Annotated in this window: 22 protein-coding genes; 13 read left to right on the top strand and 9 right to left on the bottom strand. The window is 69.7% G+C overall.

Annotated elements, in window-relative coordinates:
* The first annotated feature begins 58 nt into the window (after positions 1-58).
* The gene (locus VGS97_RS01495; protein WP_326851316.1) at positions 59-907 is read left to right on the top strand and encodes a 3-hydroxybutyryl-CoA dehydrogenase; all 849 of its coding nucleotides are present in this window, start codon (positions 59-61) and stop codon (positions 905-907) included.
* A 119-nt stretch (positions 908-1,026) separates the two neighbouring features.
* Here the strand turns inward: VGS97_RS01495 and VGS97_RS01490 are convergent, their stop codons facing one another.
* The 3 genes from VGS97_RS01490 to VGS97_RS01480 all read right to left on the bottom strand — a co-directional run bounded on the left by VGS97_RS01490 (position 1,027) and on the right by VGS97_RS01480 (position 4,622).
* Complete coding sequence (locus VGS97_RS01490; RefSeq protein ID WP_326851315.1) at positions 1,027-2,142, bottom strand: hypothetical protein; 1,116 nt, start codon at positions 2,140-2,142, stop codon at positions 1,027-1,029.
* Positions 2,143-2,626: 484 nt separating this feature from the next.
* On the bottom strand, positions 2,627-3,436 hold the full coding sequence (locus tag VGS97_RS01485; RefSeq protein WP_326851314.1) for a hypothetical protein: 810 nt from the start codon (positions 3,434-3,436) through the stop codon (positions 2,627-2,629).
* 178 nt (positions 3,437-3,614) lie between these two features.
* Positions 3,615-4,622 (bottom strand): hypothetical protein, encoded by a 1,008-nt coding sequence (locus tag VGS97_RS01480; protein WP_326851313.1) that lies wholly within the window; start codon positions 4,620-4,622, stop codon positions 3,615-3,617.
* A 403-nt stretch (positions 4,623-5,025) separates the two neighbouring features.
* On the opposite strand from VGS97_RS01480, the gene VGS97_RS01475 reads away from it, so the two are divergent.
* Complete coding sequence (locus tag VGS97_RS01475; RefSeq protein WP_326851312.1) at positions 5,026-5,484, top strand: MarR family winged helix-turn-helix transcriptional regulator; 459 nt, start codon at positions 5,026-5,028, stop codon at positions 5,482-5,484.
* A 506-nt stretch (positions 5,485-5,990) separates the two neighbouring features.
* Entirely contained in the window at positions 5,991-8,957 is a 2,967-nt protein-coding gene (locus VGS97_RS01470) for a beta-galactosidase (RefSeq protein ID WP_326851311.1), read from the top strand.
* Between the two features lie 22 nt (positions 8,958-8,979).
* On the opposite strand, the gene VGS97_RS01465 is transcribed toward VGS97_RS01470, so the two are convergent.
* On the bottom strand, positions 8,980-9,987 hold the full coding sequence (locus tag VGS97_RS01465) for an arabinan endo-1,5-alpha-L-arabinosidase (RefSeq protein ID WP_326851310.1): 1,008 nt from the start codon (positions 9,985-9,987) through the stop codon (positions 8,980-8,982).
* Between the two features lie 763 nt (positions 9,988-10,750).
* Here VGS97_RS01465 and VGS97_RS01460 point away from each other — a divergent pair.
* From VGS97_RS01460 to VGS97_RS01425, 8 genes are all read left to right on the top strand, one after another.
* Positions 10,751-11,221, top strand: a complete 471-nt coding sequence (locus VGS97_RS01460) for a hypothetical protein (RefSeq protein WP_326851309.1) — start codon at positions 10,751-10,753, stop codon at positions 11,219-11,221.
* A gap of 144 nt (positions 11,222-11,365) precedes the next feature.
* Positions 11,366-11,551 carry a hypothetical protein gene (locus VGS97_RS01455; protein ID WP_326851308.1) on the top strand — a complete coding sequence of 62 codons (186 nt, stop codon included), beginning with the start codon at positions 11,366-11,368 and terminating at the stop codon, positions 11,549-11,551.
* Positions 11,552-11,851: 300 nt separating this feature from the next.
* Positions 11,852-12,139 carry a hypothetical protein gene (locus VGS97_RS01450; RefSeq protein WP_326851307.1) on the top strand — a complete coding sequence of 96 codons (288 nt, stop codon included), beginning with the start codon at positions 11,852-11,854 and terminating at the stop codon, positions 12,137-12,139.
* 2 nt (positions 12,140-12,141) lie between these two features.
* Positions 12,142-12,912 carry a hypothetical protein gene (locus tag VGS97_RS01445; RefSeq protein ID WP_326851306.1) on the top strand — a complete coding sequence of 257 codons (771 nt, stop codon included), beginning with the start codon at positions 12,142-12,144 and terminating at the stop codon, positions 12,910-12,912.
* Positions 12,913-13,145: 233 nt separating this feature from the next.
* Complete coding sequence (locus VGS97_RS01440; RefSeq protein ID WP_326851305.1) at positions 13,146-14,720, top strand: TIGR02677 family protein; 1,575 nt, start codon at positions 13,146-13,148, stop codon at positions 14,718-14,720.
* Positions 14,717-16,123, top strand: a complete 1,407-nt coding sequence (locus tag VGS97_RS01435) for a TIGR02678 family protein (RefSeq protein ID WP_326851304.1) — start codon at positions 14,717-14,719, stop codon at positions 16,121-16,123. Before VGS97_RS01440 ends, VGS97_RS01435 begins: the two co-directional genes overlap by 4 nt.
* Positions 16,120-20,259, top strand: a complete 4,140-nt coding sequence (locus VGS97_RS01430; protein ID WP_326851303.1) for a TIGR02680 family protein — start codon at positions 16,120-16,122, stop codon at positions 20,257-20,259. The genes VGS97_RS01435 and VGS97_RS01430 overlap by 4 nt, the downstream gene beginning before the upstream one ends.
* A complete protein-coding gene (locus VGS97_RS01425; RefSeq protein ID WP_326851302.1) occupies positions 20,256-21,530 on the top strand; it encodes a TIGR02679 family protein in 1,275 nt (424 codons plus the stop codon). Before VGS97_RS01430 ends, VGS97_RS01425 begins: the two co-directional genes overlap by 4 nt.
* A 275-nt stretch (positions 21,531-21,805) precedes the next feature.
* Here VGS97_RS01425 and VGS97_RS01420 read toward each other — a convergent pair whose 3' ends face one another.
* The 4 genes from VGS97_RS01420 to VGS97_RS01405 form a co-directional block, all read right to left on the bottom strand.
* On the bottom strand, positions 21,806-21,952 hold the full coding sequence (locus VGS97_RS01420) for a hypothetical protein (RefSeq protein WP_326851301.1): 147 nt from the start codon (positions 21,950-21,952) through the stop codon (positions 21,806-21,808).
* Positions 21,953-22,094: 142 nt separating this feature from the next.
* Entirely contained in the window at positions 22,095-22,253 is a 159-nt protein-coding gene (locus VGS97_RS01415) for a hypothetical protein (protein ID WP_326851300.1), read from the bottom strand.
* A gap of 367 nt (positions 22,254-22,620) precedes the next feature.
* Complete coding sequence (locus tag VGS97_RS01410; RefSeq protein WP_326851299.1) at positions 22,621-22,854, bottom strand: hypothetical protein; 234 nt, start codon at positions 22,852-22,854, stop codon at positions 22,621-22,623.
* An 87-nt stretch (positions 22,855-22,941) separates the two neighbouring features.
* A complete protein-coding gene (locus tag VGS97_RS01405) occupies positions 22,942-23,376 on the bottom strand; it encodes an STAS domain-containing protein (protein ID WP_326851298.1) in 435 nt (144 codons plus the stop codon).
* Between the two features lie 281 nt (positions 23,377-23,657).
* On the opposite strand from VGS97_RS01405, the gene VGS97_RS01400 reads away from it, so the two are divergent.
* Together VGS97_RS01400 and VGS97_RS01395 are read left to right on the top strand one after the other, a co-directional pair.
* The gene (locus tag VGS97_RS01400) at positions 23,658-23,885 is read left to right on the top strand and encodes a hypothetical protein (protein WP_326851297.1); all 228 of its coding nucleotides are present in this window, start codon (positions 23,658-23,660) and stop codon (positions 23,883-23,885) included.
* A 79-nt stretch (positions 23,886-23,964) separates the two neighbouring features.
* Entirely contained in the window at positions 23,965-24,306 is a 342-nt protein-coding gene (locus VGS97_RS01395; RefSeq protein ID WP_326851296.1) for an RNA polymerase-binding protein RbpA, read from the top strand.
* Positions 24,307-24,371: 65 nt separating this feature from the next.
* Here the strand turns inward: VGS97_RS01395 and VGS97_RS01390 are convergent.
* The coding region (locus tag VGS97_RS01390; RefSeq protein WP_326851295.1) for a DEAD/DEAH box helicase at positions 24,372-25,877 on the bottom strand (1,506 nt) is incomplete at its 5' end.

The following is a 25,877-nucleotide window of genomic DNA, read 5'->3' as shown; positions in this document are numbered from 1 at the left end:
CGGCCCAAGGTAGCCTCGGCCCAGACAGGCGAGGCGTACACCGAAGGAGCGCAAGAGGATGTTCAAGAACGTCGGGATAGCGGGCGCCGGCCAGATGGGCCGCGGCATCGCAGAGGTCTGCGCCCGAGCCGGGCTCGCCGTGACGCTCTACGACATCAGCGACGACGTGGCAGCCGGGGCGCTCGCCGCCGTTGACGCCTCGCTCGCACGCGCCGAGCAGCGCGGAACGATCGGCGCCGCCGAACGCGAACAGGCTCTCGCCGCGATCCGGCCCACCGGTGACATCTCACAACTGGCCGACGCCGACCTGATCATCGAGGCCGCCACCGAGCGTGAAGACCTCAAGATCGCGCTGTTCCGGCAACTCGACGAGGTCGCCGCGCCGTCCGCCGTCCTCGCGAGCAACACGTCGTCGATCCCCATCGCCCGGCTGGCCAGCGCGACCAGGCGCTCGGAGCACGTCGTCGGCCTGCACTTCTTCAATCCCGTCCCGCGCATGCCGCTCGTCGAGGTCATCCGGGCACTGCGAACCTCCGAAGCAACCGTGGCGGCGGTGCGCGAATTCGCCGTGGATGTGCTCGGCAAGACCGTGATCAACGCGCAGGACCGCTCGGGCTTCGTGGTCAACGCGCTGCTCGTGCCGTACCTGGTGGCCGCGATTCGCATGCTCGAAGCGGGTCACGCCACCGCCGAGGACATCGACACCGGGATGACCGCCGGTTGCGCGCACCCGATGGGCCCGCTGCACCTCGCCGACCTGATCGGTCTGGACACCGTCGCCGCGATCGGCGAGGCCATGTACGACGAGTACCGCGAGCCGCTCTACGCCCCTCCCCCGCTGCTGCGCCGCATGGTCGAATCCGGACTCCTCGGCCGAAAGACCGGCCAGGGCTTCTTCGCCTACTAGACAGGCGGACTGCCGGTGCGGCTGACACCAGCCACGCAGCACCGGCAGTCCAGTCCATCCGTCACATCAACGTCGGCCGGCCGTGCGTACAACGCGACGACGAGGCCCGCGAGCCGTCGTCAGCCGGCCGGGTTCAGCAGCAGCGCGTGGCTCTGCCCGGTCGCCGTGTTGGTGGCGTCGACCAGGATCTGCCCATTGATGTTGATGGCGACCGCGTCCGTGAGCTGCCATCCCGACCCCATCGGGATCAGGTTGTTGAGGTCCTGGAACGTCCCGCCCTGGTAGATGTAGGCGTCGTTGAAGGGCAGGCCGGCCGCCGTGACGCCGTAGGTCGTTCCGACGATCACGCCGTTGTCGTTGATCGCCTGCGGGGTGGTGTCGATGTTGTAAGTGCCCAGGCTGGTCAGCTTGCCGTTGGAGTACACGACGGGGTGTGAGACATCGGCGGCGTCCTGCGAGGAGCCGGCGACGACGCCGTTGTCGTTGATCGCGTCCACCGAGGAGTTGGGTCCGCCCAGCGTTCCGATGTCGGTCATCGTGCCGTTCTGGTACACGAAGCCGTGCTCGTCGCTGGCCGCGGTGTCCGAGTTCCCGATCACGACGCCCGAGGCGTTGATGCCGTTCGCCACGCTGGCGGTGCCGCCGTCGATCGTGCCCAGGTCGATCATCGTCCCGTTCGTGTCCAGGAATGCGTGGTTACCAGTGCCGCCCGCCGCGGTGGACCAGCCGACGATCTGCCCGGTGCCATTGATCGCCAGCGCGTTGCTGCTGGCCGCGGCACCGTCCAGGGTGCCAAGGTCGGTCATGACGCCGCCGCGCTCCACGAAGGCGTGCGACACGCCGGCGGCGGTGGCCGCCGAGCCGACCGCTGAGCCGGTGGCGTTGATGGCGGTGGCCGCCGAGGAGAGCCCGCCGAGGGTGCCCAGGTCGGTCATGACGCCGCCGCTGTAGAGGAACGCGTGGCTCGGGTGCTCGACGCAGGGCTTGAGCACCCCGTAGTGCGGCGGGCAGCCGGGCGCGCCGGCAGGGATCGTGACGGCTTGAGCCGCCGAGGCGCCGCTGACCTGTCCGCCGTTGTTCAGGCCGCCGCCGGAGGACGAGATGTTGCCGAGGGTCCCCAGATCGGTGACCGTGTACGCGGCGGTGGCCGCGGACGCGCCGGCGCTCCCCGCGACGCTCACCCCGGCTGCCACCCCGGTCGCGAGCAGTGCCGCGAGTACGGTTCGTCGGTGCATGCTGAAACTCCTTGACGCAGTGATGCGGGCACGCCGCTCGCGCCCGGCTTCAGGCCGGCTGCCGTGTCAGGACCCGGATCTCGCGTTGACGACCCGCGAGTAACTCAGGGTTCTCCAACACTTCCGACCCGGCACCCCAACGTGCACACCGCCGCACCGGTTCACCGCTCGACCACCACGATCCCGGCGGTCACACCGCCACGTCAGCTCCCGTACACCCACAACGCAAGTGGCAGCACGAACACGACACTCTCAGCACAGAGACAGTCACCCACTCCCCGCGTCCGGCCGCTGAAAGTTGCCCAACCGCCAGCCGACCCGACAACGGGCTCGACGCTACCGTCACGCCTATGGTCATCTGGCTCAACGGAACCTTCGGTGTCGGCAAGACGACCACGTCGGAGTTGGCCGCTCAGGCCCAGTCTCAGACCACGATGATCGTGACGACCAGACCACTGTTCAGCCCGGGTAGCCGCCTGGCCGGCTACGGGGTTGCCGCGGGGAAGTTCGCCATGGGGCAGTAGTTCGGCTGGGTGGAGTCGTACTGGTGCAAGCCGTAGGCGATGCCCTGCACGGGATTGGTGACCGTCGGTGGGGCGTCCTTGACCAGCACCAAGGCGTGCCAGCCGGTAGCGGTCGCGGTGTAGAGCGTGCAGTTGTCGGTGACCTGAGTGTGCAGACGCAGGGTCGCCGCGTAACGGCTCTGCACGAAGGTGCTGGGGTGGGTCGTGTCCGCTTCGAGGAGGTAGAGCTGGGAGGCAGCCGAAGGACTCACCGCCCAGAACGACTGGCCGGCCGTGAGGTAGATATCTGCGATGGACACGACGTCGTCGCTGTTGAGCGTGATGAAGGCGATGTCCGGATCCGAGAAGCCCGTGGTGCCGTGGTGGGTCGGCGTCGGCAGCGTGACGGTGCGCGCGCCGTACTGCGCCTGAACCCAGTACGAACCGGCGCTGTAGAGATTCACGTTCGGGTAGTACGTCTGAAAAGGGCGCGTGCCGCTGTTGGAGTCGACGGCCACGAAGTCGGTCACACCCTCACCGTAGGTACTTGAGGCGAGCGGAGCACCTCCAGCGTCGTACAGCGTCAGGTCGTAGTCTGACGTGGCTGTGGGCTGGACTGCCGTGACGGACCAGTAGTCGTACTGCGTCGTGTACGAGTACTGCTGCGTTGTGGTGCCGGTCACCAGAGCGCCGTTGGACAGACTGCCGCCTGCGTAAGCGCTTGTCGCGCCGAACACGACCAGCAACAGCGCGGCGGGTACCGCCAACCGCGTGACCGCGCGACTCCTCATCGCCATCCCCCTCGCGAGCAGCAGATTATCTATACATACGGGTACAACCGGTGTCTCAGCGCTGGAGCCTAACGCCACTGGCTGCGGGGTAAGTCGGATCTGGACACAGTCTGCCCAATGAGGCAACGAAGATCAGGATGGCTTCAGGCACTCCCACACATGCCGACGGTCGGTGTCCTCACCGGGTCGGGGCGATCTGACTCAGCTTCCTCGCGGCATCGTGATGTGCAAGCGCCTGATCTGCCGTGGTGGGCGTGAACGGTTCCACGATGTCGACGTGGAAGCGCTTGAGGCGCAGGTAGCGTTCCCTCGTCTCCGCCAGGGTCCACACGTGGCGAGTGCGCGCGGTCATCGGCTGGGCGGCGCGGGTGATGCCCTGCCAGGCGAAGTCAACCGTGAGTTGGTGGTCACCGTCCTGGCCTGGAGTGATCACCGGGTCGATGAGATGGTGAGTACTGATCTCGACCTGCTCCGCGTTCCGCGTGTACCAGGCGGCGACTTGGTCGAATGTGTGCAGCACCCGACCGTCGGAGAGAGTCATGACCAGTTCGGGGTGCAGCAGTTCGCGCAGCGGTTCCACGTCGACTGAGGGTGCTGCGGGTTCCGAAGGCTCCGAAGATTCTGAGGGCGCTGTGGGTTGTTCCAGCAGGGCGAGCCAGTAGTGCAGAAAGGCCAGCACCCGGTTTTCGGCCAGCGCTTCGGTGAACGGCGCGTCGCGGGGCGCGAGGATCTGCTCGGCGAACGTGCTGATCCTGGGCAGGCGCTCGGTCGGTTGCTGGTGCAGTTCGAGGTCGTAGCGCAGCACGGCGGCGCCGTTCAGGGTTGGGCCGATGGTCTCGAAGTCGTGGGCGACCACGGCCCGGGCGGTATCCGCGCCGGTACGCTCGATGGCCACGCTGCGCAGGTGGTGCGCGTTGGACTGTCCTGGATAGGCGGTTGCCAAGCCGTCGAGGTAGGCCTGCCGGCCCTGGACGTCGGGAAGGGCGCTCTCCGCAGGACGGTGGGCGACGAAGTCCTCTGTGACCAGTTCGCCATGATGGTCGAGGCGCCGACGCTCGGTCTCGTACCCGGTGTACCAGCGGTGCACCACGGTGAGAACGCGGTGCTCGTAGGAGCCGGCGGTCAGAGCGGCGTGCAGTTCGTCGAGCGCTGCGCCTGAATCAGACGCTGGACCTGAATCGGACACTGTGTCTGGCATGGTCGGTGCTCTCAGTTCTCTGAGGACGGTCGGCAAGGTCAAACAGTCGTAGCCAGGCCGATACTGCGGCAATGCTGGGCTGAGCTGAGCCGGAGTGGGCCAGGGTGGGGCGGGCAACGGAGACGCAGACTGCGGCGGAGCGGAGCAGAGTAACGAAGTACGGCAGGGCGGGACGAAGTGCGGCTGGCGGGGCGAGCAAGGTGGAGTGCGTAGTCGGTAGTCCGTAGCTGGTAATCCGTAGCCGGTAGTTGGCGGTCATTGGCGGTCATTGGCGGTCAGCGGTCAGCACCACAGTGGGAAGGTGATCGAGTTCCATTCGCAGTTATGTGCGTGCGCACGCACAGACTGCCATATGTGTGCGCACGCCCGCAACTGTTGCTAGTCTCGCCCTGTGCCCCGCCCCGACCTCAGCCTCGGAGAACTGTCCGCGCGCGACCACGCCTTCTACGGACTGGTCTGGGCCAGCACCACCCTGACCAGCCGCGTCGACCAAGCCCTGACGCGCGCACACGACATTTCGCTGTCATGGTTCGAGGTCATGCTCTGGCTGAACGGCCAACACGAACCAGTTGCCGCCTCCGACCTGGGGGCCAAGACCATGCTCAGTCGCAGCCAGGTCTCCCGCGTCCTCGACGCGCTCCACGCACGCGGCCTCGTCGAGCGCAGCCCCTCCCCCGACGACGCGCGCTCCGTCCAAGTCTCGCTCACCGCGACCGGCCGCGCTGCGTTCACCGCCGCTGACGCCACCCGCCGCGCAGCGATCGCGGACGTGTTCGACGACCTCCTCAACGACGACGACATCGCGGCGTTGGAAGGCGTCTGGAACAAGCTGAAGCGCGCGAAGTCCTGATCCCTGCTTCGGCAGTCGACCCATCGAGGCACGACCGAACGGCGACGATGGAGTGAAGCAGAGCGGACGGGGCGTGTGCGGGCTCATCGGTTCAGGCGCTGATAGCGTTGCGTGGCCGCTGGCGTTCTGCACGGGAACGTGCACCACACGGCGAGACCTGTCAAGCGCGCCGCAGGTCTGCACCGAGATCTTCACAGGAGCCTGACAGATCCGGTTGGTGAAACGTCATCGGGCACTGTGCCGGGGCTCTCGATGCGTCGGCGGCTTCACGCAGGTCGATCCTGTTCGGCCCTGCGCGGGATTCCAACGATGACAGCCCACTGCATCCCGGCCCAGCCGGAATCGAACAGTATCGCTCAACCCATTTGAACTGAATCCAATGGAAACCATCGCGTAACCCTTGACGACACATCCCCCGCGGTCTTGTATCGACTTCGGGGCCATCGGTTCATGCGCTCGGCCGCGCGTACCCAAACCCGAGTCAGCACTCTGCCCTGGGAGCCCCGATGGAAGTCAATCGCCGCGGCTTCGGCGCGCTCGCCGCGGGCGCCGCCGCGTCTCTGTTCGTGCCGTCCACGCAGCCGCTGCGGGCCGGACTCGTCCCCGTGCCCGGATTCGAATCCTTGCCGGGGGCCGAACTCGTGCAGCCCGCCGTCAGCCACACCGTCACCTTCGACCCGTACTCGCTGATCATCGACGGCACGCGGGTTCCGATCTGGTCCGGGGAGATGCACCCCTTCCGGTTGCCCAGCCCGCAGCTGTGGCCTGATATCCTGCAGAAGCTGCGTGCGAACGGGTACAACACGGTCTGCGTGTACGTCGCCTGGAACTACCACTCCTCCGCGCCGGGCGTCTACGACTTCACTGGAGTCAGGGATCTGGGGCAGTTCCTCACCGACGCCGCGAACGCAGGGCTCTTCGTCATCGTCCGGCCCGGGCCGTACATCAACGCGGAGGTCGACGCGGGCGGCTTCCCGGGCTGGATGACCACCAGCACCGGTACCGCGCGCACCAACAACTCCACCTACCTCGGGCACGTCGACGAGTGGCTGACCAACGTCGACGCCGCCATCGCGCAGCATCAGTACACGACCGGCGGCGGCACCGTCGTGCTCTACCAGATCGAGAACGAATACGCCTCGCATCTCACCGACGGCGTCGGCTCCGCCTACATGGCCCACCTGTACGCCAAGGTCCGCGCCGACGGGATCACCGTCCCGCTGTTCCACAACGACAAGGGGCGCAACGGCGACTGGATCCCCGGCAGCTTCAGCACCAACGGCGAAACCGGGCGTTATCTGTACGCCTTCGACGGCTACCCCTCGCCCACCAGCACCCCGCCCGACTGGGGCTACTTCGGCAGCGGCGGCGCCACCGGCGGGTCCACGGCCAGCCCGTCCACCCCGGGCTACGAGGCCGAGTTCGGCGGAGGCTGGTTCGACCCCTGGGGCGGCGCCGAGTTCTCCGGCCAGGGCTACGCGGGCGCCCGGTCCTCCCGCGACCCCGTCTACGAGCGCCGCTTCTACCTGACCAACCTCGCCAACGGCATCAAGATCCACAACGTGTACATGACCTTCGGCGGCACCTCGTGGGGCTGGCTCCCGGCGCCGGTCGTCTACACCTCCTACGACTACGGCGCGGCGATCGACGAGGCCCGCAACCAGACCTCGAAGCTCGTGCCAATGAAGCAGATCGGCCTGATGCTCGAAACCGTCCCCGACCTGGGCAAGCTCGCCACCGGGAGTGCCACGTCGGCGTCGAGTTCGAGCGTGAAGGTCTACCACGTCACCAACCCGGACACCGCGGCGCACTTCTACTTCCTGCGCAACGACACCACCTCAGACCTCTTCTTCACCCTTCCCGTCACGACCTCCGCCGGAACGCTGACGGTCCCCGCATCCGGATCGGGCATCCAGCTCAACGGCAAGGACATGAAGGTGGTGGCCACGGGCATCAAGCTCGGCCATCGCACCCTGCTGTACTCGACGGCGCAGCCGATGTATCAGGCCACGATCGGCTCCCAGGACGTGGCCGCGCTGGTCGGGCGCACCGGCGACCCGGTCGAGATGATGCTGCCCGCGACCAGCGCGCCCACAGTCAGCGTCCTCGCCGGCTCGGCTACGTCCGCCTACGACGCGCCCAACGCGCGGCTGCGAATCAACGCCACCCTCTCCGGCCTGATCAGAATCCTGATCAACTACGGAGACGGCGGGCTGCCGCTGCTGCTCCTGCTGGCCGACGACACCGCCGGCGCCACGCTCTGGCGCCAGCCGACCGCCTCCGCCTCCGGCCCCGTGTTGGTACGCGGCCCGGCACTGCTGCGCACGGCGACCGCGTCGGGCAGCACGATGCAGCTGACCGGCGACACCACCGCGGCCGCCGACCTCGAAGCCTGGGTACCCACCGGACTCAGTACCCTGACCTGGAACGGCACCGCCGTGTCCACCGGCACGACAACCTCCGGCAGCCTGCTGGCCTCGGCACAACTGCCCGCCCCGCCCACGGTCACGCTGCCCGCACTCGGCCCCTGGCGCTACGCCGCGGAGAACCCCGAGTCCGCCACGACCTTCGACGACTCGACCTGGAAAGCCGCGAACAAGACCAGTTCGGTGAGCATCACACCGATCCCCGCGGGCAACCCGGTCCTCTTCGCCGACGACTACGGCTACCACTACGGCGACGTCTGGTACCGCGGCCACTACACCGGCACCGCCGGCGTCACCGCCATCAGCCTGTCCTACTCCTCCGGCACCGTCGGCGAGTTGATGGCCTGGCTGGACGGCACGCCTCTCGGCGTGCACCAACAGCCCACGCCGACCAAGTCCAACGACACGACGCAGACCTGGGCCGCGACCGCGACCTTCGCCGTACCAAGCGCCTTGCAGGGCAGTGGCGCGCACGTCCTGTCAGTGCTCGTACGCCCTATGGGCCACAGCGAGGACGGAGGTGCGAACGACGCGCACAAGGCCGCGCGCGGACTGACCGGCGCCGCGTTCACCGGCGCCACGCCCACGATGACCTGGCTGATCACCGGCGGCTCGGCCGACCCGGTACGCGGGCCGATGAACAACGGCGGCCTGTACGGCGAGCGCAACGGCTGGCACCTGCCGACCTTCGACGACAGCACCTGGAGCAGCGTCACCTTCCCGCGCGCCGACACCTTCCAGGGCGTGCGCTGGTACCGGACCACCTTCACCTACAACCCGCCGACCGGCGTGGACGCCTCGATCGGACTGACCCTGACCGACGACTCCACCCGCGCCTACCGGATGCAGATCTTCCTCAACGGCTGGAACCTGGGCCAGTACATCAACAACGTCGGCCCCCAACACACCTTCGTCCTGCCCACCGGAATCCTGCAACCGCAGGCCTCGAACACGCTCGCCCTCGCCGTACTCGCCTCCGGAACCACCCCGGCCGGACCGGGCACCGTATCGCTCACCCTGCTCGGCAGCGTCCTCGGCGGTGTATAGCGCCGCAGTGCGGGTCAGCAGATCAGTTGGTCACGGTCGGCCAGCCGCTCGTACCCCAGGTCAGGTGGTTGAGTCCGAGCTGCGCTGTGCCGTTCAGGTTACTGTCGTAGTAGTGGTAGACCAGCACGTCGCCGTCGCTGTCGTGCATCACGCTCTGCCCGCCGGGGCCGATGACGATTCCGTGCGTACCAAGGATCTGCGTGCCGCCACCGGAGATCGCGCTCACGCCGCTCTCGTCCGTGTACGGCCCGGTCGGGCCGGTGGCGCGGGCCACCATGATCCGGTAAGTGCTGCTGGTGCCGCGGCAGCAGTAGTCGAACGAGGTGAACAGATAGTAGTAACCGCCGTGCGGGTAGACGAAGCTGGCCTCCTCCGCATCCGGGCTCGGACGCTGGGCGAGGCTGTAGCGGGTCGTGTTGCTCGCCAGTTGCTTTCCGGTAGCCGGGTCGATCTGGATCATCTTGACGCCCGACCAGAACGAACCGAACGACAACCACCAGCGCCCGGATGAGTCCACGACCAGCGCGGGATCGATCGCGTTGTAGTCGCTGCCGCTCTGCGAGGAGTAGACCAGACCCTTATCAGTCCAAGAACCCGGCGCGGCGGTGGTGCTCGTGGCCAGACCGATCGCAGAGTGGTTCGAGCCAAACGAGGAGACCGCGTAGTAAAGCCAGTACACGCCGTTGTGGTACGAGGCGTCCGGCGCCCACAGGTCGTTCCAACCGCCGTACGCGGTGGCCCAACCCGCGCCGCTAGGCAGCACCTGCCCAGCGGAAGACCAGTGCACGCGGTCGGTGGAGGTGCTGATCTCCACGCCACCGCCGGTGTAGAAGAGGTAGTAGGTGCCCGAAGCGGTCTTGACCATGGACGGATCGTGCGCGTACGTCGAACCGCTGATCGTCTCAGGGTTTGGATAGGAGGCGGCCGACGCGGTGACGGTCGTTCCCGCAGCGAAGGCGAGCGCGCTGAGCGCAGCGGCGCAGAGCAGCGCGCCGCTGCGCCAAAGCCGAAGTTGTCGCAGTGCATACATGGGTAGCTCCCGAGGACGTGGCGTTGTGGTGGCGTGGTGGTGCCCGTAGAAGACAGAGCTCGACGGGAAGAAATACGACGACACGGCGCATCAATGCACGTACACACTTGCGCGTTGCGGATCGCAGATCGATGAGAAGGCCGACCCGGCACATCGCCAGGGCGGGCGCTGCGGAGGCGGCCCGACGTGCCAGCCATCCGTGCGCCGTGTCATGCAGGAAACCCCCGATCACCGGGCCTGTCAATCACCACTGAAACTTTCGACAGAACCGCAGGCTTCGACGCTACCAGCGCTACTCCTGCCCGAATTCGCGCCACCGACGACCTCACCACGACGAGAGCGAGCGTCGGCAAACCACGGACATCCGCCGGATGCTTGACGGGTGTCAGGGTGTGGTGCATCGTCTCCACCCAGACATCACCGTGACCGCGGCCTCGGGCCGACGCCGTCGTCGAGCCACGGCTGTTAGCGCTAACAATCAGGCCTCGAAGCACCACGCCGACCAATACATGAAAGGCATTGACACACCCATCACCAATGACGGCAATGCCGCGGACAGGAGACGCAGGGTCGCACTGCACAGACACGAGCCATGGCCAGGGGCCGACGACCGCAAGTCGGCCTGAAAAGCCGGGCCATCCATCCAGGGATGCATCCACGCTTCTCACCTGCGACCTTAGGCCGGTTCCACGGAGCGCCGGGCGCCAGGGAAGATAGGGGCAGCCGTTCAGGGCACCGATCCAGCCAGCGCGAGGAGCACACCATGGCAACCATCCACTTCACCGAGCGGACACTGGCGACCCCGAAACAGTTCGTGGCGAGCCTCACCGATTTCGGGCCGGGCCGCCGGGAGCTGTTCCCCAACAGCGCCGACGGATACCTACAGATCCACGCCGAAGGCGCCGATTACGCCGAGGTCACCGAGGGCTCAGTCGGCATCTGGGAACGGCTGCGGTACGACTGGTCCGACCCGAACCGCGTGGTGATGACCACGATCGACTCCAACCTCTGGGGCGGCCGCTCGGGGCACACCTACACCTTCACACCACTGCCCGACGGGTCGACGCAGCTGGAGGTCGTGGTGGTCCGCGAGGGCAAAAACCTCAAGGGCCGCATCACCGGACTGCTGGTGAGCAGCGTCGGCAAGGGCGTGCTGAAGAAGGCGCTGAAACACACGATCAAAGCCGTCGAGGCGCGCAACCAGCCACCCGCCAGTGCCAACGGCCCCGCGTAACAGAGCGTCAACCCGAACACCCACTCGTCCTGCCGGGCCAGCCGCTGGCCCGTAGGAACATTTCAGACACGCCTCGTGGGCGAACGTGGAAGTCGGGAGCCTGCTTCCGCGGCAAGCCGGTCTGCAAGTCGGGGCCATCCATCCATGACCTCGACCAAGCTCTCAGCTGCGGTTCTATCGAGTACCCGCAGCGTGCAGCCCGTCTTCGACTTCCGTTTCCGGCACATCGCAGGCAGCTCCGGAACCGGCTTCTACGCGCTGCACACCGACATGGTGCTGACTCAGCCCTCCGGACCTGGGGGTGAGTCAGCCCTCAGGTCCGCCGACTGACGCCCCCAGATGCGTCAAAACCGCCCGATGACGGCGAACCGGCCGCGAGAACCGATCCTCACGCTTTGGCCGGGTGCTTGCGCAACCGCCGCAACGAGCACCATCACGAGCGCCTGTCCCGGGGCGACGCCCTCGTGACGCTCGACGCGCTGGCCGGACTCACCCTCGACCGCGACGACGCCCGAGGCCAGTGACGTTGCGAACCCGGCGAAGCGCTGGCCCCAGGGTCCCAGGACGTTCCGGGCCGTCCGTCTGCGTGCAGCAGCTGCGGCAGCCGAGGTACTTGGGTACTCTGGCGACATGGCAACCACAGCCAACCCGGCCAAGCGGCAGTCCCCGCTGAAGATAGATCCCGCGACCGATGAGCTGATCTCCCAGGGTGCGCACTTCCTGGGCATGACGAAGAAGGACTTCGTCGCCGAGGCCACCCGCGTCTACCTGGAGCAGCAACGCGAGCGAATCCGCGCCGGGATGATCGAGTCGATGAAGATCCTGGACGGCTCGCTCACAGCCACCGTCGCCGCGCTCACTGGGCTGCCGTCTGAGCGGATCGCCGAACTCGGCGGCACCGGCGACTGGGATCGTTGACCGTGCCCGCCGCGCGTCCCACCCTGCGCTGCCTGCGTGAGGACCTGCACCTGCCGCTCCCGCCGGCTCGGATCCGGCTGGAGACCGTAAAGCACCCGCTGTTGGCCAAGGTCGGCGAGCAGTTCGCCGACCCCGACACCCCGCATGAGCGCATCCGCTCGATCGATGACGCCGTTTTGTTCAAGGCCAAGGTGCAGCGTTGGCGCGGCGCAATCTGGTGCGACGAACCCGAGTCCGAAGTCCCGGTCTGGCTGGTCGCCGCAGGCATCCGGGAGGACGGCTCCGGCGACGACTTCTACACGGCCCTGCACACCCGCGCCCAAGCGGCCAGACAGCGTTACAACGCCGAACACGACAAGCCGCTGACCACCGACACCCACTGTGCCGACTTGCTCCCGAACACCGATGACGCCGACCGGTACCGGATCGAGGCCGCTACCCGGTTCGCGCTGCGCTTGGACGCCACCATCCGCGACCTGGTCCACGGTTCGCTGCACGACGGCCACGAACACGCGGCCGACCTGGCCGGCTTCCGCCTCGGGGTGATCATCCGCGCTGACGACGGCCACGAGACCTACGCGGCGATCCGTATCACCGGCCCCGTCCCGCAGAACCTGACCTCCACCATCCTGCTCCTGATACCTGGCTGTGACCCGACTGCGTGGTTCCCTGAGTACGCCCTGCCCGAGCGCGACTTGCTACCGGCCGAGCAGATCTGGTCGAACCTCATGGACCCCAAGGCCGCCGCCCGACTCCTCGACCAAGAACCCTGATCCGTGCGGAACCAGCCCGGACCATGTCTGCCGGTGTTGCCATCAGAGTCACCGCCAAGGCCGCCGCAGCCGACGATCACGCCTCAGTGGTGACGCGAAAGATTACGTAGACGGCATGCCACCGGTCCGGCCCTCCTCGACCTCGGACGCCGGGGTATGTCGGATGCACTGGTGAAGTGGCGGAACCCGGCGAAGCGCCGCGGGTTGTCACCGGTATCCGCGACAATGACTACGTGACCGTTTCCACAACCGGAATCGTCGAACCTCGTCCGGGCGGGTCGGATCCGCCGGAACCGACGGCGTTCGGGATCGACGCCTTCACGTTGGACGACCGCCTGCGCCTGTTCCACTTCGCCGCGGCGGAGAAACGGCACGATTACCTGTGGCTGCTGCGGGCCTTCGATCGCGGCCGAGCGAACTACCAGGTGCTGCTGCACGCCGCCGACGCCCGCGACCTGCTGGCCGCCTTGGCCGCCGAGCATCCGGCGGCGGCGGCGGTCGGCGACGTGCAGCCGCTGCTCGACGCGCTTGCCGAGTGGCAGGTGCTGGACCGCAGCTACGACGGAACGCGCGCGGCGAACCTCGCCGAGTACCGCAACCGGCATTACGTGTATCAGTTCACGCAAGCCGGGTACCGCGCCTACCGGGCGGTCGAGGACGTTCTGGGCGCGAGCCTGGAGGACGCGCAGCTCTCGCGGCTGGTGTTTCCGGACATCCTCGCCGACCTCCAAGCCCTGGCCCAGGCGAACACGGCCGGGGACGCCGAGGAGGTCTACCGGAAGCTGTCCCGGCTCGACGGTGTCCTGGCCGACATGGCCCAGCGGGCCGCGCGCTTCTACCTGATGCTCGGCGACCTGGCGCGGACCAACGACACCAGGCCCGAGGTGTTCCTGGCCCACAAGGACGCGCTGCTGGCCCACATGCGCGAGTTCACCGCCGAGCTGGCCCGGTTCACGCCGCTGCTCGCCGGCGCCGTGGCCGAGGTCGAGTCGACCGGAGTCGAACGGCTCGTCGAGCACGCCGCCCTCGCCGACGAGCGCTTGTTCCGTACGATCGCCGAGCGCCATGCGGACTGGGCGCGGCGCTGGGCCGGGTTGGTCCACTGGTTCGCGGACGGCGAACACAGCGAGAGCGAGCGCCTCCAGGACGCCACGGTGACCGCCATCTCGGGGGTCCTCGCGCTGCTGCGCCGGGTGACCGAGTCGCGCCGCGGCGGGGTGAGCCGGGAGAGCCAGCTGCGCCACCTCGCGCAGTGGTTCGCCTCCTGCCCGGCCGACGAGGACGCGCACGCCCTGTTCCAGGCCACGTTCGACCTCGGCTCGCCCCGGCACGTCTCAGTCGCCCATCCCGATCCCGAATTGGTTCCGTCCCGGCTGTCCTGGTGGGACGCCGAACCGGTCGAGCTGTCCCGCACGCTGGTGCAGTCCGGCCGCGCGCCAGCGCTGCACGGTCCCGGCCGGATCGAACGGGACGACGCCCGGCGCCAGCAACTGCGCACCCTACAACTCAAGGCGCAGGCCCAGGTAAGGGCCGCCGCGTCCACGCTCGCTGCGGACGGCGTCTACGGACACACGCTCGACGAGCCGGAGACCCGCGCCCTGCTCGGGCTGCTCGACCTGGCTCTGGCCGCCCGCGTGCCGGTCAGCCGGAGCGTCGGCGGCGATCCGCCGTCGGTCCGGACCCACGGCGGATCGCACGGCGTGCGGCTGACCCTGATCCCGATCCAGGGCTCGACGACCGTGCGCACCGTCCGGGGCCGCCTACACCTGGACGGCCTGCGCCTGGAGATCACGGGGGTCGCACGGTGAGCGGGGCCGCGACCCGGGTGGCCGTCGACGTCGGCCCGCTCGAACTGGCCGAGTACCAGAAGGCCGTCCGGCTGATCCTGCGGCACCCCCTGGTCACCACGGTGTGGCCCGATGCCGGAGCGCTCCCGCTGGTCCGGCGCTGGGCCGATCAGCTGCGGGCCGACCTGCCCGAGTTGCTCGGCTACCGGCTGATCACCACCGCAGACACCGCCAGGCTCGTACGCGTACAGGACGACTTGGACGCGAGCCAGCCCGCGCTCACCCGGGGCGAGCGTCCTTTCGACCGAAGGCGCTACGCGTATCTCGTCCTCACGCTGGCCGCGCTCGGCCGCGCGGGTGCGCAGATCGCGCTGAGCGAACTGGCCGACACGGTCGCCGCGGACGCGGCGCGGATCGATGGCCTCGGCATGGACACCGAGCGCAAGCCCGACCGCGACGCCTTCGTCGACGCGGTGGCCTGGCTTGAGGCGCGCGGTGCGTTGCGCACCGCCGACGGATCGGCCGCTGCGTGGGCCGGTGACCCGGACAAGGCGGAGGCGTTGTACGACATCGACCGGGAGGTTGCCGGCGCGCTCTACCAGCCGAAGCGCGTCCTTCAGCACATGGCTTCGGTGACCGGGCTGCTCAACGGGACGACAGCCGAGGGCGTCGCCCACGGCCTCACGACACAGCGCCGTGCCGCAGCCCGGCGAGCACGCCGCCTGGTCCTTGAACAACCCGCCGTGTATTACGCAGACGTCGATGAATCCCTGCACGGACAACTGCGCGCGCCGGCGCTCGCCGAGGATCTGGAACGGCTCACCGGCCTGCCGGTGGAGCGTCGCGCCGAAGGCGTCACGCTGATCGACACCTCCGGGCGGTTCAGCGACGTCCGGTTCCCGTCCGGCGGAACCGTTGCGCAGGCCGCGCTGCTGCTCGCCGCGAAGATCGCCGAACAGACCGCGAAGCCGGGCGCCGAAAGGCTGCCCGCCGCCACGGCGGCGGAGCGGCGTAGGGACGCAGCGGCACGCATCGACAGTGCTCTGCCTGCACACCTGCTGTTCCAGAGCGCGCTCGACGGGCTCTCGGACGCCCCGGTGGACGATCGCCCGGCGGAGGCCGCCTATCCGTTCATCCCCGACACCTGGCTGCGGGCCACGACGCGGCGCCTGGTCGGCACCTACGGCGTCGGCATGTCGGGCGATCTGCGCGAGGATCCGGACCGGCTCACCTCGCGGGCCGTCGCGCTGCTCGCGGCGTTCCGCCTCGTCCGGCCCGTGGACGGCGGCGTGCTCGCGCTTGCGCTGCTCGGCAGGTACCGCAGCGTCACCGCGCAGGTGAAGACGCGCGCCCCGGCGATCGCGGCGCCGCGCACCGCCCAGCCGACCCCGTTAGAGACCAGCACCGAGGGCAGCACCCCATGACCGAGAGCACCGTGACCCAGCGCACCGTGACCGAGCGCTCCGCGTCCGTCCAGGACGCCGTCGCCGCCTCCGACCGGTTCCAGCCCACCCGCGCCGGGATCATCAACCTGTGGGACTACCGGGACGAGGAGTTCTCCTTCGCCGAGGGCTGGCTGATCCTGCGCGGACCCAACGGCTCCGGCAAGACCAAGGCCCTGGAGGTGCTGTTCCCGTTCGTCCTGGACGGCCGGATCGATCCCAAGCGGCTCAACCCCTTCGCCGCCGAGGACCGCACCATGAAGTCGAACCTGCTGTTCCGGGGGCAGGAGTCCGCGCTCGGCTACGTCTGGCTGGAGCTGCGGCGCCGCGACCGGGGCGACGCGGTCACCATCGGCATCGGCCTGCACGCCCAACGCCACCGCGACACGCCGGTGCGCTGGCACTTCATCGCCCCGGGCCGGATCGGCGAGGACTTCTCGGTGCTCACCGACGACGACCGGCCGATGACGAAGAAACAGCTCGCCGCCGAGATCGGCGCGGAGAACCTGTACGACTCCGCGGCCGACTACCGCGCCGGGCTGGACCGCCGCCTGTTCGGGCTCGGAGCGGACCGCTACGAGCAGATGCTCACCCTGATCCTGACCCTGCGCCGGCCGCAGCTGGCCAAGAACCTCGATCCGGTGAAGCTCTCCGACACCCTGTCCGGCGGACTGCGGCCCGTCGACGACGAGCTGATCGCCGAGGCGGCCCGCTCCTTCGACGACATGGAGACCGTGCAGCGCACACTGGAGGGGCTAGCCGCCGCGGACGAGGCCACCTCCACGTTCCTGGCCAGCTACAGCACCTACCTGCGCGTCCATGCCCGCTGGGCCGCCGACGCACTGACGGCCCGCAGCCGGACCGCCGGCGACAGGCGCCACGCGGTCGAGCAGGCCGTGGTCGAAGAGACTGAGGCACGGCACGCACAAACCGAAGCGGCGCAACGCCTCTCCCGGGCCGACAACGAACTCGCCGCGCTGCAAGCCCGCCTGTCCCAGCTCAAATCCAGCTCCGCGTATCAGGCACTGGAGCAGCTCGACGACCTGGAGCGACTGGTCCGCTCCCACCTGGAGAACGCCGAACGCGCTGCGACGGAACATCTGCGCCGCGCGGAGGCGGCGACTCGCGCTCGTGCCGAGTTGGAGCGCGCCGAGGCCAAGCTGACCGAGCTGAGCGCAACCGTCTCGCGGCGTGCCGCCGAACTGGCCGACCACGCGCTGTCCGCCGGAATCGGCTGGCAGCCCTCGGATACCGAGCCCACCGGGATGGCCGACCGGGTCGGCGCCCGGATCGCCGAGCGCCGTGAAGCCGTCAAGGCCGTCAGGGAAGCTCTCGGCGCGGTGCAGCGCGCCGAGCAGGCGCGGGACATCGCCCGGTCGGCGCTGGACCGGGCGCAGACAGCGAACGAGGAGGCTGAGGCCGCCGAGCGTGCGGCCGCGTCAGCCGTCGAAGACGCCCGGACCCGGTGCGGCGGCGAGCTCGATCGGTGGTGGACGCGGCACGGTGCCGTGCTCCCGCCGCAGATCGCCGACACCATGCGCGAGGCGCTCGCGGACGTTCTGGCTGCGGTCGGCGAGCCCGACGTCGCCACGCTCACCGACGTCTACTCCACGGCGGTCGGCCCCCATGCCGAGGGCCTGCGCGATCGACTGGCCGCGCTTCGCCCCGAGCGCGCTTCCGCCCAGGCCGAGCACGACGAGACCACCGCCGAACGGGACCGCATCGCCGCAGAGCACGACGACGCCCCGCCCGCCAGGCCGGGGCGGGATCCCGAACCGGCCGGACGGGCGGGTGCGCCGCTGTGGCGCCTCGTCCGCTTCGCCGACGGCGTGGCCGACCACGAGGCCGCCGGGCTGGAGGCGGCGTTGGACGCGGCGGGTCTGCTGGACGCCTGGGTCGGCCCGGCGGACGCGCAGGTCGACGCCGGAGAGAGCGCGGCCTGGCTGCGCATCGGGCCGCCCGCGCCCGGTCCAAGCTTGGCCGACGTCCTGGTGCCGGACACGGCTGCGGGCGAGCAGTCCCCCGTGGCGCCCGAGCGGCTCACCGCGATTCTGCGCTCGGTGGCGATCAGCAGCGATCTGGCGGCGCACCCCGCCGTCGTCACGGCCGACGGACGCTTCGCGCAGGGCGTTCAGGTCGGCGCACACGCCAAGCCGCACGCCGAATACATCGGGGCCACGGCCCGGCAGAGGCGGCGGCAGGCCCGCATCGCGCAGTGCGAGGCACGCCTGGCCACCCTCGCGGCCCGGCTCACCGAACTCGACGCCGAGACAGACGGCATCCGCAGCACTCTGGCGGCATGGGACGACGCGCGCGCCGACCTGCCCCGCACCGGCGGCATCGTCGCCGCGCTGGGGGATCTCGCCCGGGCGGACGCCGCCCTGCGCGTCACCCGCGAAGCAGTCGACCGACAGCAGAGCTCGTACGACGAATCGGTCGCAGCCGTCGGCGTCACCGAGCGGGCGCTGCACCGCACGGCCGCCGAACACCGCATCGCGCCAGCTTCGGCCGACGCCGTCGAGGAAGCGGTGCGCCGGTTCGAATCCGCTGCGCAGGCACTCGTCGCTGAGCGCGGCGCCGAAGACCACCAGCGGGAGTCGGCGGCGGGCGCCGAGAGCCGCCTGGAAACCGCCGAGCACGACGAGACCGCGGCCGCCGCCGCGCAGCGCAAGGCGCTGAAGCAGCACGCGGAGGAAGCCGCGAAGCTACAGGCACTGCGCGACACCATGGGAGAGGACGCTCAGGCCGTCCTGGCCCAGGTCCAGGAGGCCGAGACCGCACTCGCCGAGGTACAGGGCGAGGCCGAGCGGGCCAGGAACGCCGAGCGTGACGCGCTGACCGCCGCCGCCTCCGCCGCGACCAGGCTCGAAGGCGCGCGCGACGCCGCCACGGTCGCCGCCGGCGAAGAGGTCAAGACGGCTCGCGACCTGGCACCCTACGCCCAGCGCGAACTGCTGGACCTGCTCAAGTGCCCGGCCGGCCTGGCCTGGCCGGCCCAGGAGGCGGACTGGGCCGCGCCGGACAGCCTGCCGCCCGCCGTCACCGCGGTCCACGACGCGATCCTGGCCGCGACCCGCGACCTCGCTCCCACCGAGACCACGCTGAAGTCCTCGACCACCCGGCTCACCAAGGCGCTGGAGGACCTCCAGGCCCAGCTCGGAGCCGCCGGCACCGACTACCGTCCGGAATGGGACGGGGCCGACGGCGTCATCGTCGTGCGGATCGCCGACGACCAGGGGCCGCTGCCGGTCGGCGCGTTCGCGCAGCGCATCGCCGAGGCCCGCCGCGACCAGCAGCAGCTGCTGACCGCGTCCGAGCAGCGGATCCTGGAGGACGCGCTGCTGACCCGGCTGGCGCAGCAGATCCACGACCGCACCGTCGACTCCCGCGACCTGATCCGGCGGATGAACGCCGAGATGCGCACCCGCCGGATGTCCTCGGGCACGACCGTCGGCGTCAGCTGGCTGCTGGCCGACAACCTGGACGAGGAGCAGCGGGCCGTCTGCGGCCTGCTGGACGCCGACGCCGCCCGGCTCACCCCGGACGCACTGGCCCGGATGCGTGGCCACTTCGCGACCCAGATCAAGAACGCCCGGGCCCGCTGGCGCGACCGCCCGTACCGCGAACTGCTGGCCGAAGTGCTGGACTACCGCTCCTGGCGGCAGTTCGCCTTCCATCTCGTGCGCCCCGACCGCACCGAGGAGCGGCTGACCCGGGCGCGGCACAGCCGGCTCTCCGGCGGCGAGCAGTCCGTGTCGCTGCACCTGCCGCTGTTCGCGGCGGCGCACGCCATGCTCAACTCCGCCGCCCCGCACGCGCCCCGCCTGCTCGCCCTCGACGAGGCGTTCGCAGGGGTCGACGACACCGGGCGCGGCGAGTTGCTGAGCCTGGCCGCGCAGTTCGACCTGGACCTGTTCATGACCGGCTACGACCTGTGGGCCGCGCACTCCTCGGTGCCTGCGGCCGCGCACTACGACTTGGCCCACTCGCCGGTCGAGCACACTGTCAGCGCGCTGCTGCTGGTGTGGGACGGCTCCGAACTGCTCGCGGACGACGCGGGCGAGCTGGCCGCCGCGCTCGGCTCGCCCGGCACCCGCAGACGGCCGGTCGCGGCGTGAGCGGTCCGGGCAGCCCAAACAGCAGCCCGAGCAGCGCGGGCCCTAAGTTCCCGGCGCAGTTGCGCGAGCCGGGTTGGCAACGGCTGCTCGCAGCGGCACGGCGGCGACTGGAGCGCAACGGCTGCGCCGTCGAGGGCTCCATCGGGATCACCGCGCCTAGCGAGGCCGAGCGCCGGGTCGTCATCGGGATCACCGGCGCCTACCGGCCCGAGGGTGCGCGCCGACTCACGGTGGACCTGGCCGACCTCGACTCCGCGCTGGCGGCGGCACACGGATCCGGCCTGGTGGCGACGCTGACCGCCTTGAGCGGCCCGCTGCGAAACCGCGTGGCGGAACGCCGCTGCGAGGACGACGAGCGCGGACGCCTGATCACCGTGTTGGAGACGACGAGGTTCCACGGCGAGCCGTGGTACGGCCAGTGGACCGAATCGGTCGCCCGGGACGGCACGCTGACGCGGTCCGTGCGACGTGGCGGCACCCGTGCCGTCGAGAACGCGGTCCGGGCCCTGGAACTGATGCCCGCGGAGGAGGGCTCGCCACCGATGCCGTTGCCGGTACTGGCCGAACTCGCCGCCGGGGACACCAAGGCCCTGATCCCCGGCAGCCCGACGGCGACACTGGTGCTGCGAGCCCTCGCCTACCGGGCCGGTCAGGACGTTCCCCGCGATGCCGGGCAGACCCGGTCGCTATGGGAACGCTTCGGCGTCGTGGCGGACGACCTGGCCAGCCAGGTCCTGGTCCTGAACCTCGGCGTCGCGAGGGACCACGTCGTCGCGGGCTGGCTGGCGCAGGCGGCCGATCACGGCATCCCGTTCCGCCTGACCTTGCAGCAGCTGTCTTCGGGCGCCTTGGCCGTGACGTCGCCGATCGTCCACGTCTGTGAGAATCCGGCCGTCCTTCGCGCAGCCGCAGCCGAGTTCGGCGCGGACTGCGCACCACTGGTATGTACCGAAGGAGTGCCCTCCGCCGCCTGTCGGCGCCTGTTAGACGAAGCGGTGCGCGGCGGCGCCGCGGTAGCCGTCCGAGCCGACTTCGACTGGGCCGGCCTCCGAATCGCCGGGTCGCTGCTCTCGCTCCCAGGAGCGAAGCCGTGGCGTATGCGATCTGACGACTACCGCGACGGCCTCACGGCAGCCGACGAACACCTGCCCCTAACCGGCGCCCCGGCCGCCAGCCCGTGGGATCCAGGGCTCGCCGAGTCCATGGCCACCGCTGGCTACGCCGTCATGGAGGAGCGAATCCTGGCGGCGCTGCTGGACGACCTGTCCTGACGCCCCGCGGCTCACGGACCCGCAGCATCAATGCCAAGATCGGTAGCAGCAGCGACCGGATTCGCCAAGACGGGGACCGCCGTGTCACATGCGCCGCGCAGCCACATCCCGGCGTCGGCCAGGCCCGATTTGCCCTCACTCAAAGCTGCCGTCTGCCAAGCGCGCCAACGATCTGCTCGTCGCAGCCAGCGTCGGCGGCTAGTGGCATTCCAAATCCGCAGCACGGGCGTCCCCGGCAAAACACCGGATGCCGCGATCTCTCACCCGTCCCGCGCTCAGCGCTCGAAAGCGGCCACCAGTCCCGCGCAGACCGCGCACCTGACCGGGAATTCGAACAGGGCGAAGTCGCACTCGCGGTCGTCGATGTCGGCCGGGAGTCGGGACCGCCCGCACAGGGACGCGGCCCCCAGCGCGCTCGTCACGGGGACTGCGTGCGCTTTGCGCAGCATGCGCGCCGCTGGCGCCCGAGCCGTAGTGGTGGTCGGCCAACCGGTTCCGTACCTGGCGAAGAAGTCCACGCGAATCCAAGCGATGAGTGGCGGACGTGCGAGGGGGGCACGCGGCTCAAGCCGGCCCTGCGTGCCTGCGTTCGAGTCTGCTGAGCAGCACGCCGATCTCCTCGGCCACTCGATAGTAGGAGGACCGGGCGCGGCGCTCTCCACGCTGGGCGTGTTCGAGGCGTTCCCAGGCCTTGGCGGCGGCCGCGGATACCGGCGTTGTCAACGGCGCGTCCAACGCGTCTTGGAGGTGCTTGGATGCCTGCTCGATACGCTCGCAAGCTGCGCGCCACGCCTGCTGGGCGGCGCGCCGCCGCACGACGAGTTGGTCGCGGCTCTCGGGCTCCGGAATAGACGATTCAGGCGGAAAGGCGGGCCCAGGACCGCCGCGCCGTGACGCACTTACGCCCAGATGTCGAGAACTGGCTGTTGGCGGGGAGGCGTCCATGAGGACCGCCGATCTTCTCGCGAGCGCGAGACGGTGTTCGCCACACGATGAGGCGTAGCCTTCATCCTACATGCCTATTGTTACGACCCGTGATCGTCGCTCCGCAGACGGCGATGCAGGCCGCGACCCTCAGGCTCCTGCGACGTCAACGCAGCACATCGCCACCACGTGCCGGTCCCCACTCACCGCGCACATCAACACCCACGATCACGTCCCCACAGCAGCGCAACACTCCGCCGGTGCCGCAGGATTTGCCGCTAGAAGCAGCGCAACATCCGGTCAGCACGTGCAGCACCTCGACCACGTCGAAGTCGTCCACCGAGACATCCGCGAGATCAACGAAGACCTCAGCGATGCGTGCCTCGCCCGTCGCACCCACGACCGTGCACGCCCCGCCCCGCCCCACTGACGCCGACGCCGACGCCGACGCCGACAATCGGGAGCAACTGCCCGTACCCAACCGCACTCAGTCGCACCCCGAATCGTGTGCTGCCCCCGCGCTGCCCTCCAGCGCGTCCGAGACCGTGCGGTATGCGGGAAGCGCCCGCGTCAAGCGCACGATGCGGATCACCCGGGCGACATGCGGTCGCGCACCCGCCACCCGCAGCCAGCCGCCGTGTTGCACCGCCTGCCGTGACACCCGGGCCATCAGTCCGCACCCGTGAGCGTCGCAGAACTCCACCCCGGACAGGTCGACCACGATCCTGACGAATCCCTGCTCCACCAAGGCGAACAGCATCAGCCCGAGAGCCGTGGTGCAGGCGATGTCCACCTCGCCGACCATGGCGACGATCGCCTGATCCGCCCGTGTGTCGACCCCCACCCGCAGCCATGCCAGCGTATCCATCCGGGTCGTGTGCCAGCCCGTGTACTCGATGGCGTCCGGCCGCTTCGGACTCAAGCCAGGCGTCTGAGCCGATCGTCGAGCAATCATGGCCTACTCCGGTCCACAGCACGACAGGGACGTCACCAGGGTCCAGAGCGACACGGCCACTCTACGCGACCGCGGCGACACCCGGCGCGGGAATTCACCTGCGCCCACCGCCGCGACCCGCGCAAAACGAATAAAGAGGAGTATGCTTCGGGCACTCGCGGTATTTCGCACACTGAGAATCGAATCCGTGTCGCTGCGGGCGATGTGTGAGTCCGGATCGCCCAGCGGTCCGAGACGGGTGTCGCACGATGACCGACGACCTCTCCCAGCCGCCCACCGCCGCCGAGTCCGAGAAGCCTTCCGCGCAACCCACGACGACGCAGGCCAGGCCGACCCTACGCGATCTGTTCACCGGGGGCTGGAAGCGGCCGCAGGTCGCCCTGCCCACCGCGCTCGGCAGACCGCTGGCGCGCCTGACCGACGCGACCCGCACCACATGGCACCGCTGGATGCCCGGCGGCAGCGTGCAGCAGTGACGGCGACCTCGCCGACAGAACCAGCCCTCTGATAACGGCGCCGCGGTCGCCGCCCGCAGACCGGGACGCCGCCAAGGAGATGGTCAGGTTGGCACGCATCGGCAACAAGATTCGCGGCACGCGCGTAGGCGCGGGGCCCCGCGGCGACACGGAACGCGGGGCGCCGGCCGACAGGATCTGGATCGAATACTTCTGTTCTCAAGGCCATCGCTGCGTGCTCGGATTCGCCGCCCAAGCACAGATCCCGGAGCACTGGGTCTGCCCACGCTGCGGTCTGCCCGCAGGACGTGACCGGGACAACCCGCCAGCGATCGCACCCGCCTCGTACAAAACCCACCTGGACTGCGTCCGAGAACGTCGCACCGACGCAGACGCCGAACGCCTGCTGAACGAGGCGCTGGCCAGAGTGCGCAACTCCTGAGCTCCGCCCGCCCGGTAGCCCCCGGCCCTGCAAAGACCGGAGGCTACCGCTGGAGAGCTACCGCGTCAGCGGGCGCGGGCCCGGAAATTCTGGGATGCCTTGGCCGCTCCCCTAGAGGCAGACGGCAGGGAACTCGAAGCCCACGCGACTTTTCCACCGTCGGCTTTTCCGCCACCGACGCGTGCGGCACCGACTCCCGGCTTCTTCTCCGCGCCGCCGCTCTTCGTGGCGCCGCCACTGGTCGCGTTGGCGGGAACGTCGCGCCGGTCCCGGTCGTCGCGCCGGTCGCGGTTGCGGTCGCCGCCTTGGCGTCGGCGCCGGGGCTTGCCGACGGACGCGGCGCGGCCCCGGCGATCGGATCCGCCCGCGCCTTCGGGCGTGGCGGTGAGCGCGCCGGTGAGCATGGCGATCCGCTCGGGTCCGGCGAGGCTGCGCTCGCCCGGTGCCAGGGTGCTGATCAGCGGGTTACCGGGGGCGATACGGGTGGTGGTCGCCGTGATCCTGGCCTTGCGGGTCAGCTCGCGCACCTCGGCGACCTGGGCGTCGGTCATCAGGGTGACGACGGTGCCGGAGCCGCCGGCCCGCGCGGTGCGGCCGGAACGGTGCAGGTACGCCTTGTGCTCGACCGGTGGGTCGGCATGCACGACCAGTTCGACATCGTCCACGTGGATGCCGCGCGCGGCGATGTCCGTGGCGACCAGGGTGGTAGCCCGGCCCTGCGCGAACGCCTCCAGGTTGCGGGTGCGGGCACTCTGCGCGAGGTTGCCGTGCAACTCGACGGCGGGCACGCGCGCGGCGGCCAGCTGCCGGGCGAGCTTTCTCGCCCCATGCCGGGTGCGAGTGAACACGATCGTGCGGCCGGGCGCGCCGGCCAGTTCGATCAGGATCGGCAACCGGTGCTCGGCTTGGATGTGCAGCACGTGGTGAGCCATGTCCGGGACCTCGGTGTGCTGCGAGTCGACCGCGTGCGTAACCGGGTCGGACAGGTAGCGTCGTGCGAGTTGGTCGATGCCATGGTCCAGGGTGGCGGAGAACAGCAGCCGCTGGGCACGAACAGGTGTGGCGTCCAGGATGCGCTTGACCGTGGGCAGGAAGCCGAGGTCCGCCATGTGATCAGCCTCGTCGAGCACGGTGACCTGCACCGCGTCGAGGATCGCGTGGCCAGCGAGCAGGTGGTCGAGCAACCGCCCCGGACAGGCGACGACGAGGTCGACACCCGAGCGCAACGCAGAGATCTGCGGACCGGCGGACACCCCGCCGAAGATCACGGCAGTGCGCAGGCCCAGCGCAGCCGCGAGGGGCTTGGCGGCCTCGTGAATCTGCACGGCCAACTCCCGTGTCGGCGCCAGGACCAGCGCCCGCGGCCGGTTCGGGCGCCGTTTGGACGGCGCCGCGGCGAGGCGGGTGAGCACAGGCAGCAAGAACGCGAGCGTCTTCCCGGAGCCGGTGCGGCCTCGACCGAGCACGTCCCGCCCTGCCAGCGAGTCCGGCAAGGTCGCGGCCTGGATCGGGAACGCGGTCGTGATGCCACTCGCGTCGAGCAGCGCGGTCAGTACCTCGGGCACGCCGAG

It is taken from the genome of Actinocrinis sp. (assembly GCF_035946395.1).
GTDB lineage: Bacteria > Actinomycetota > Actinomycetes > Streptomycetales > Catenulisporaceae > Actinocrinis.
Note: the sequence above shows the minus strand (reverse complement) of the source record. Positions and strands in the feature narration are given on the sequence as shown.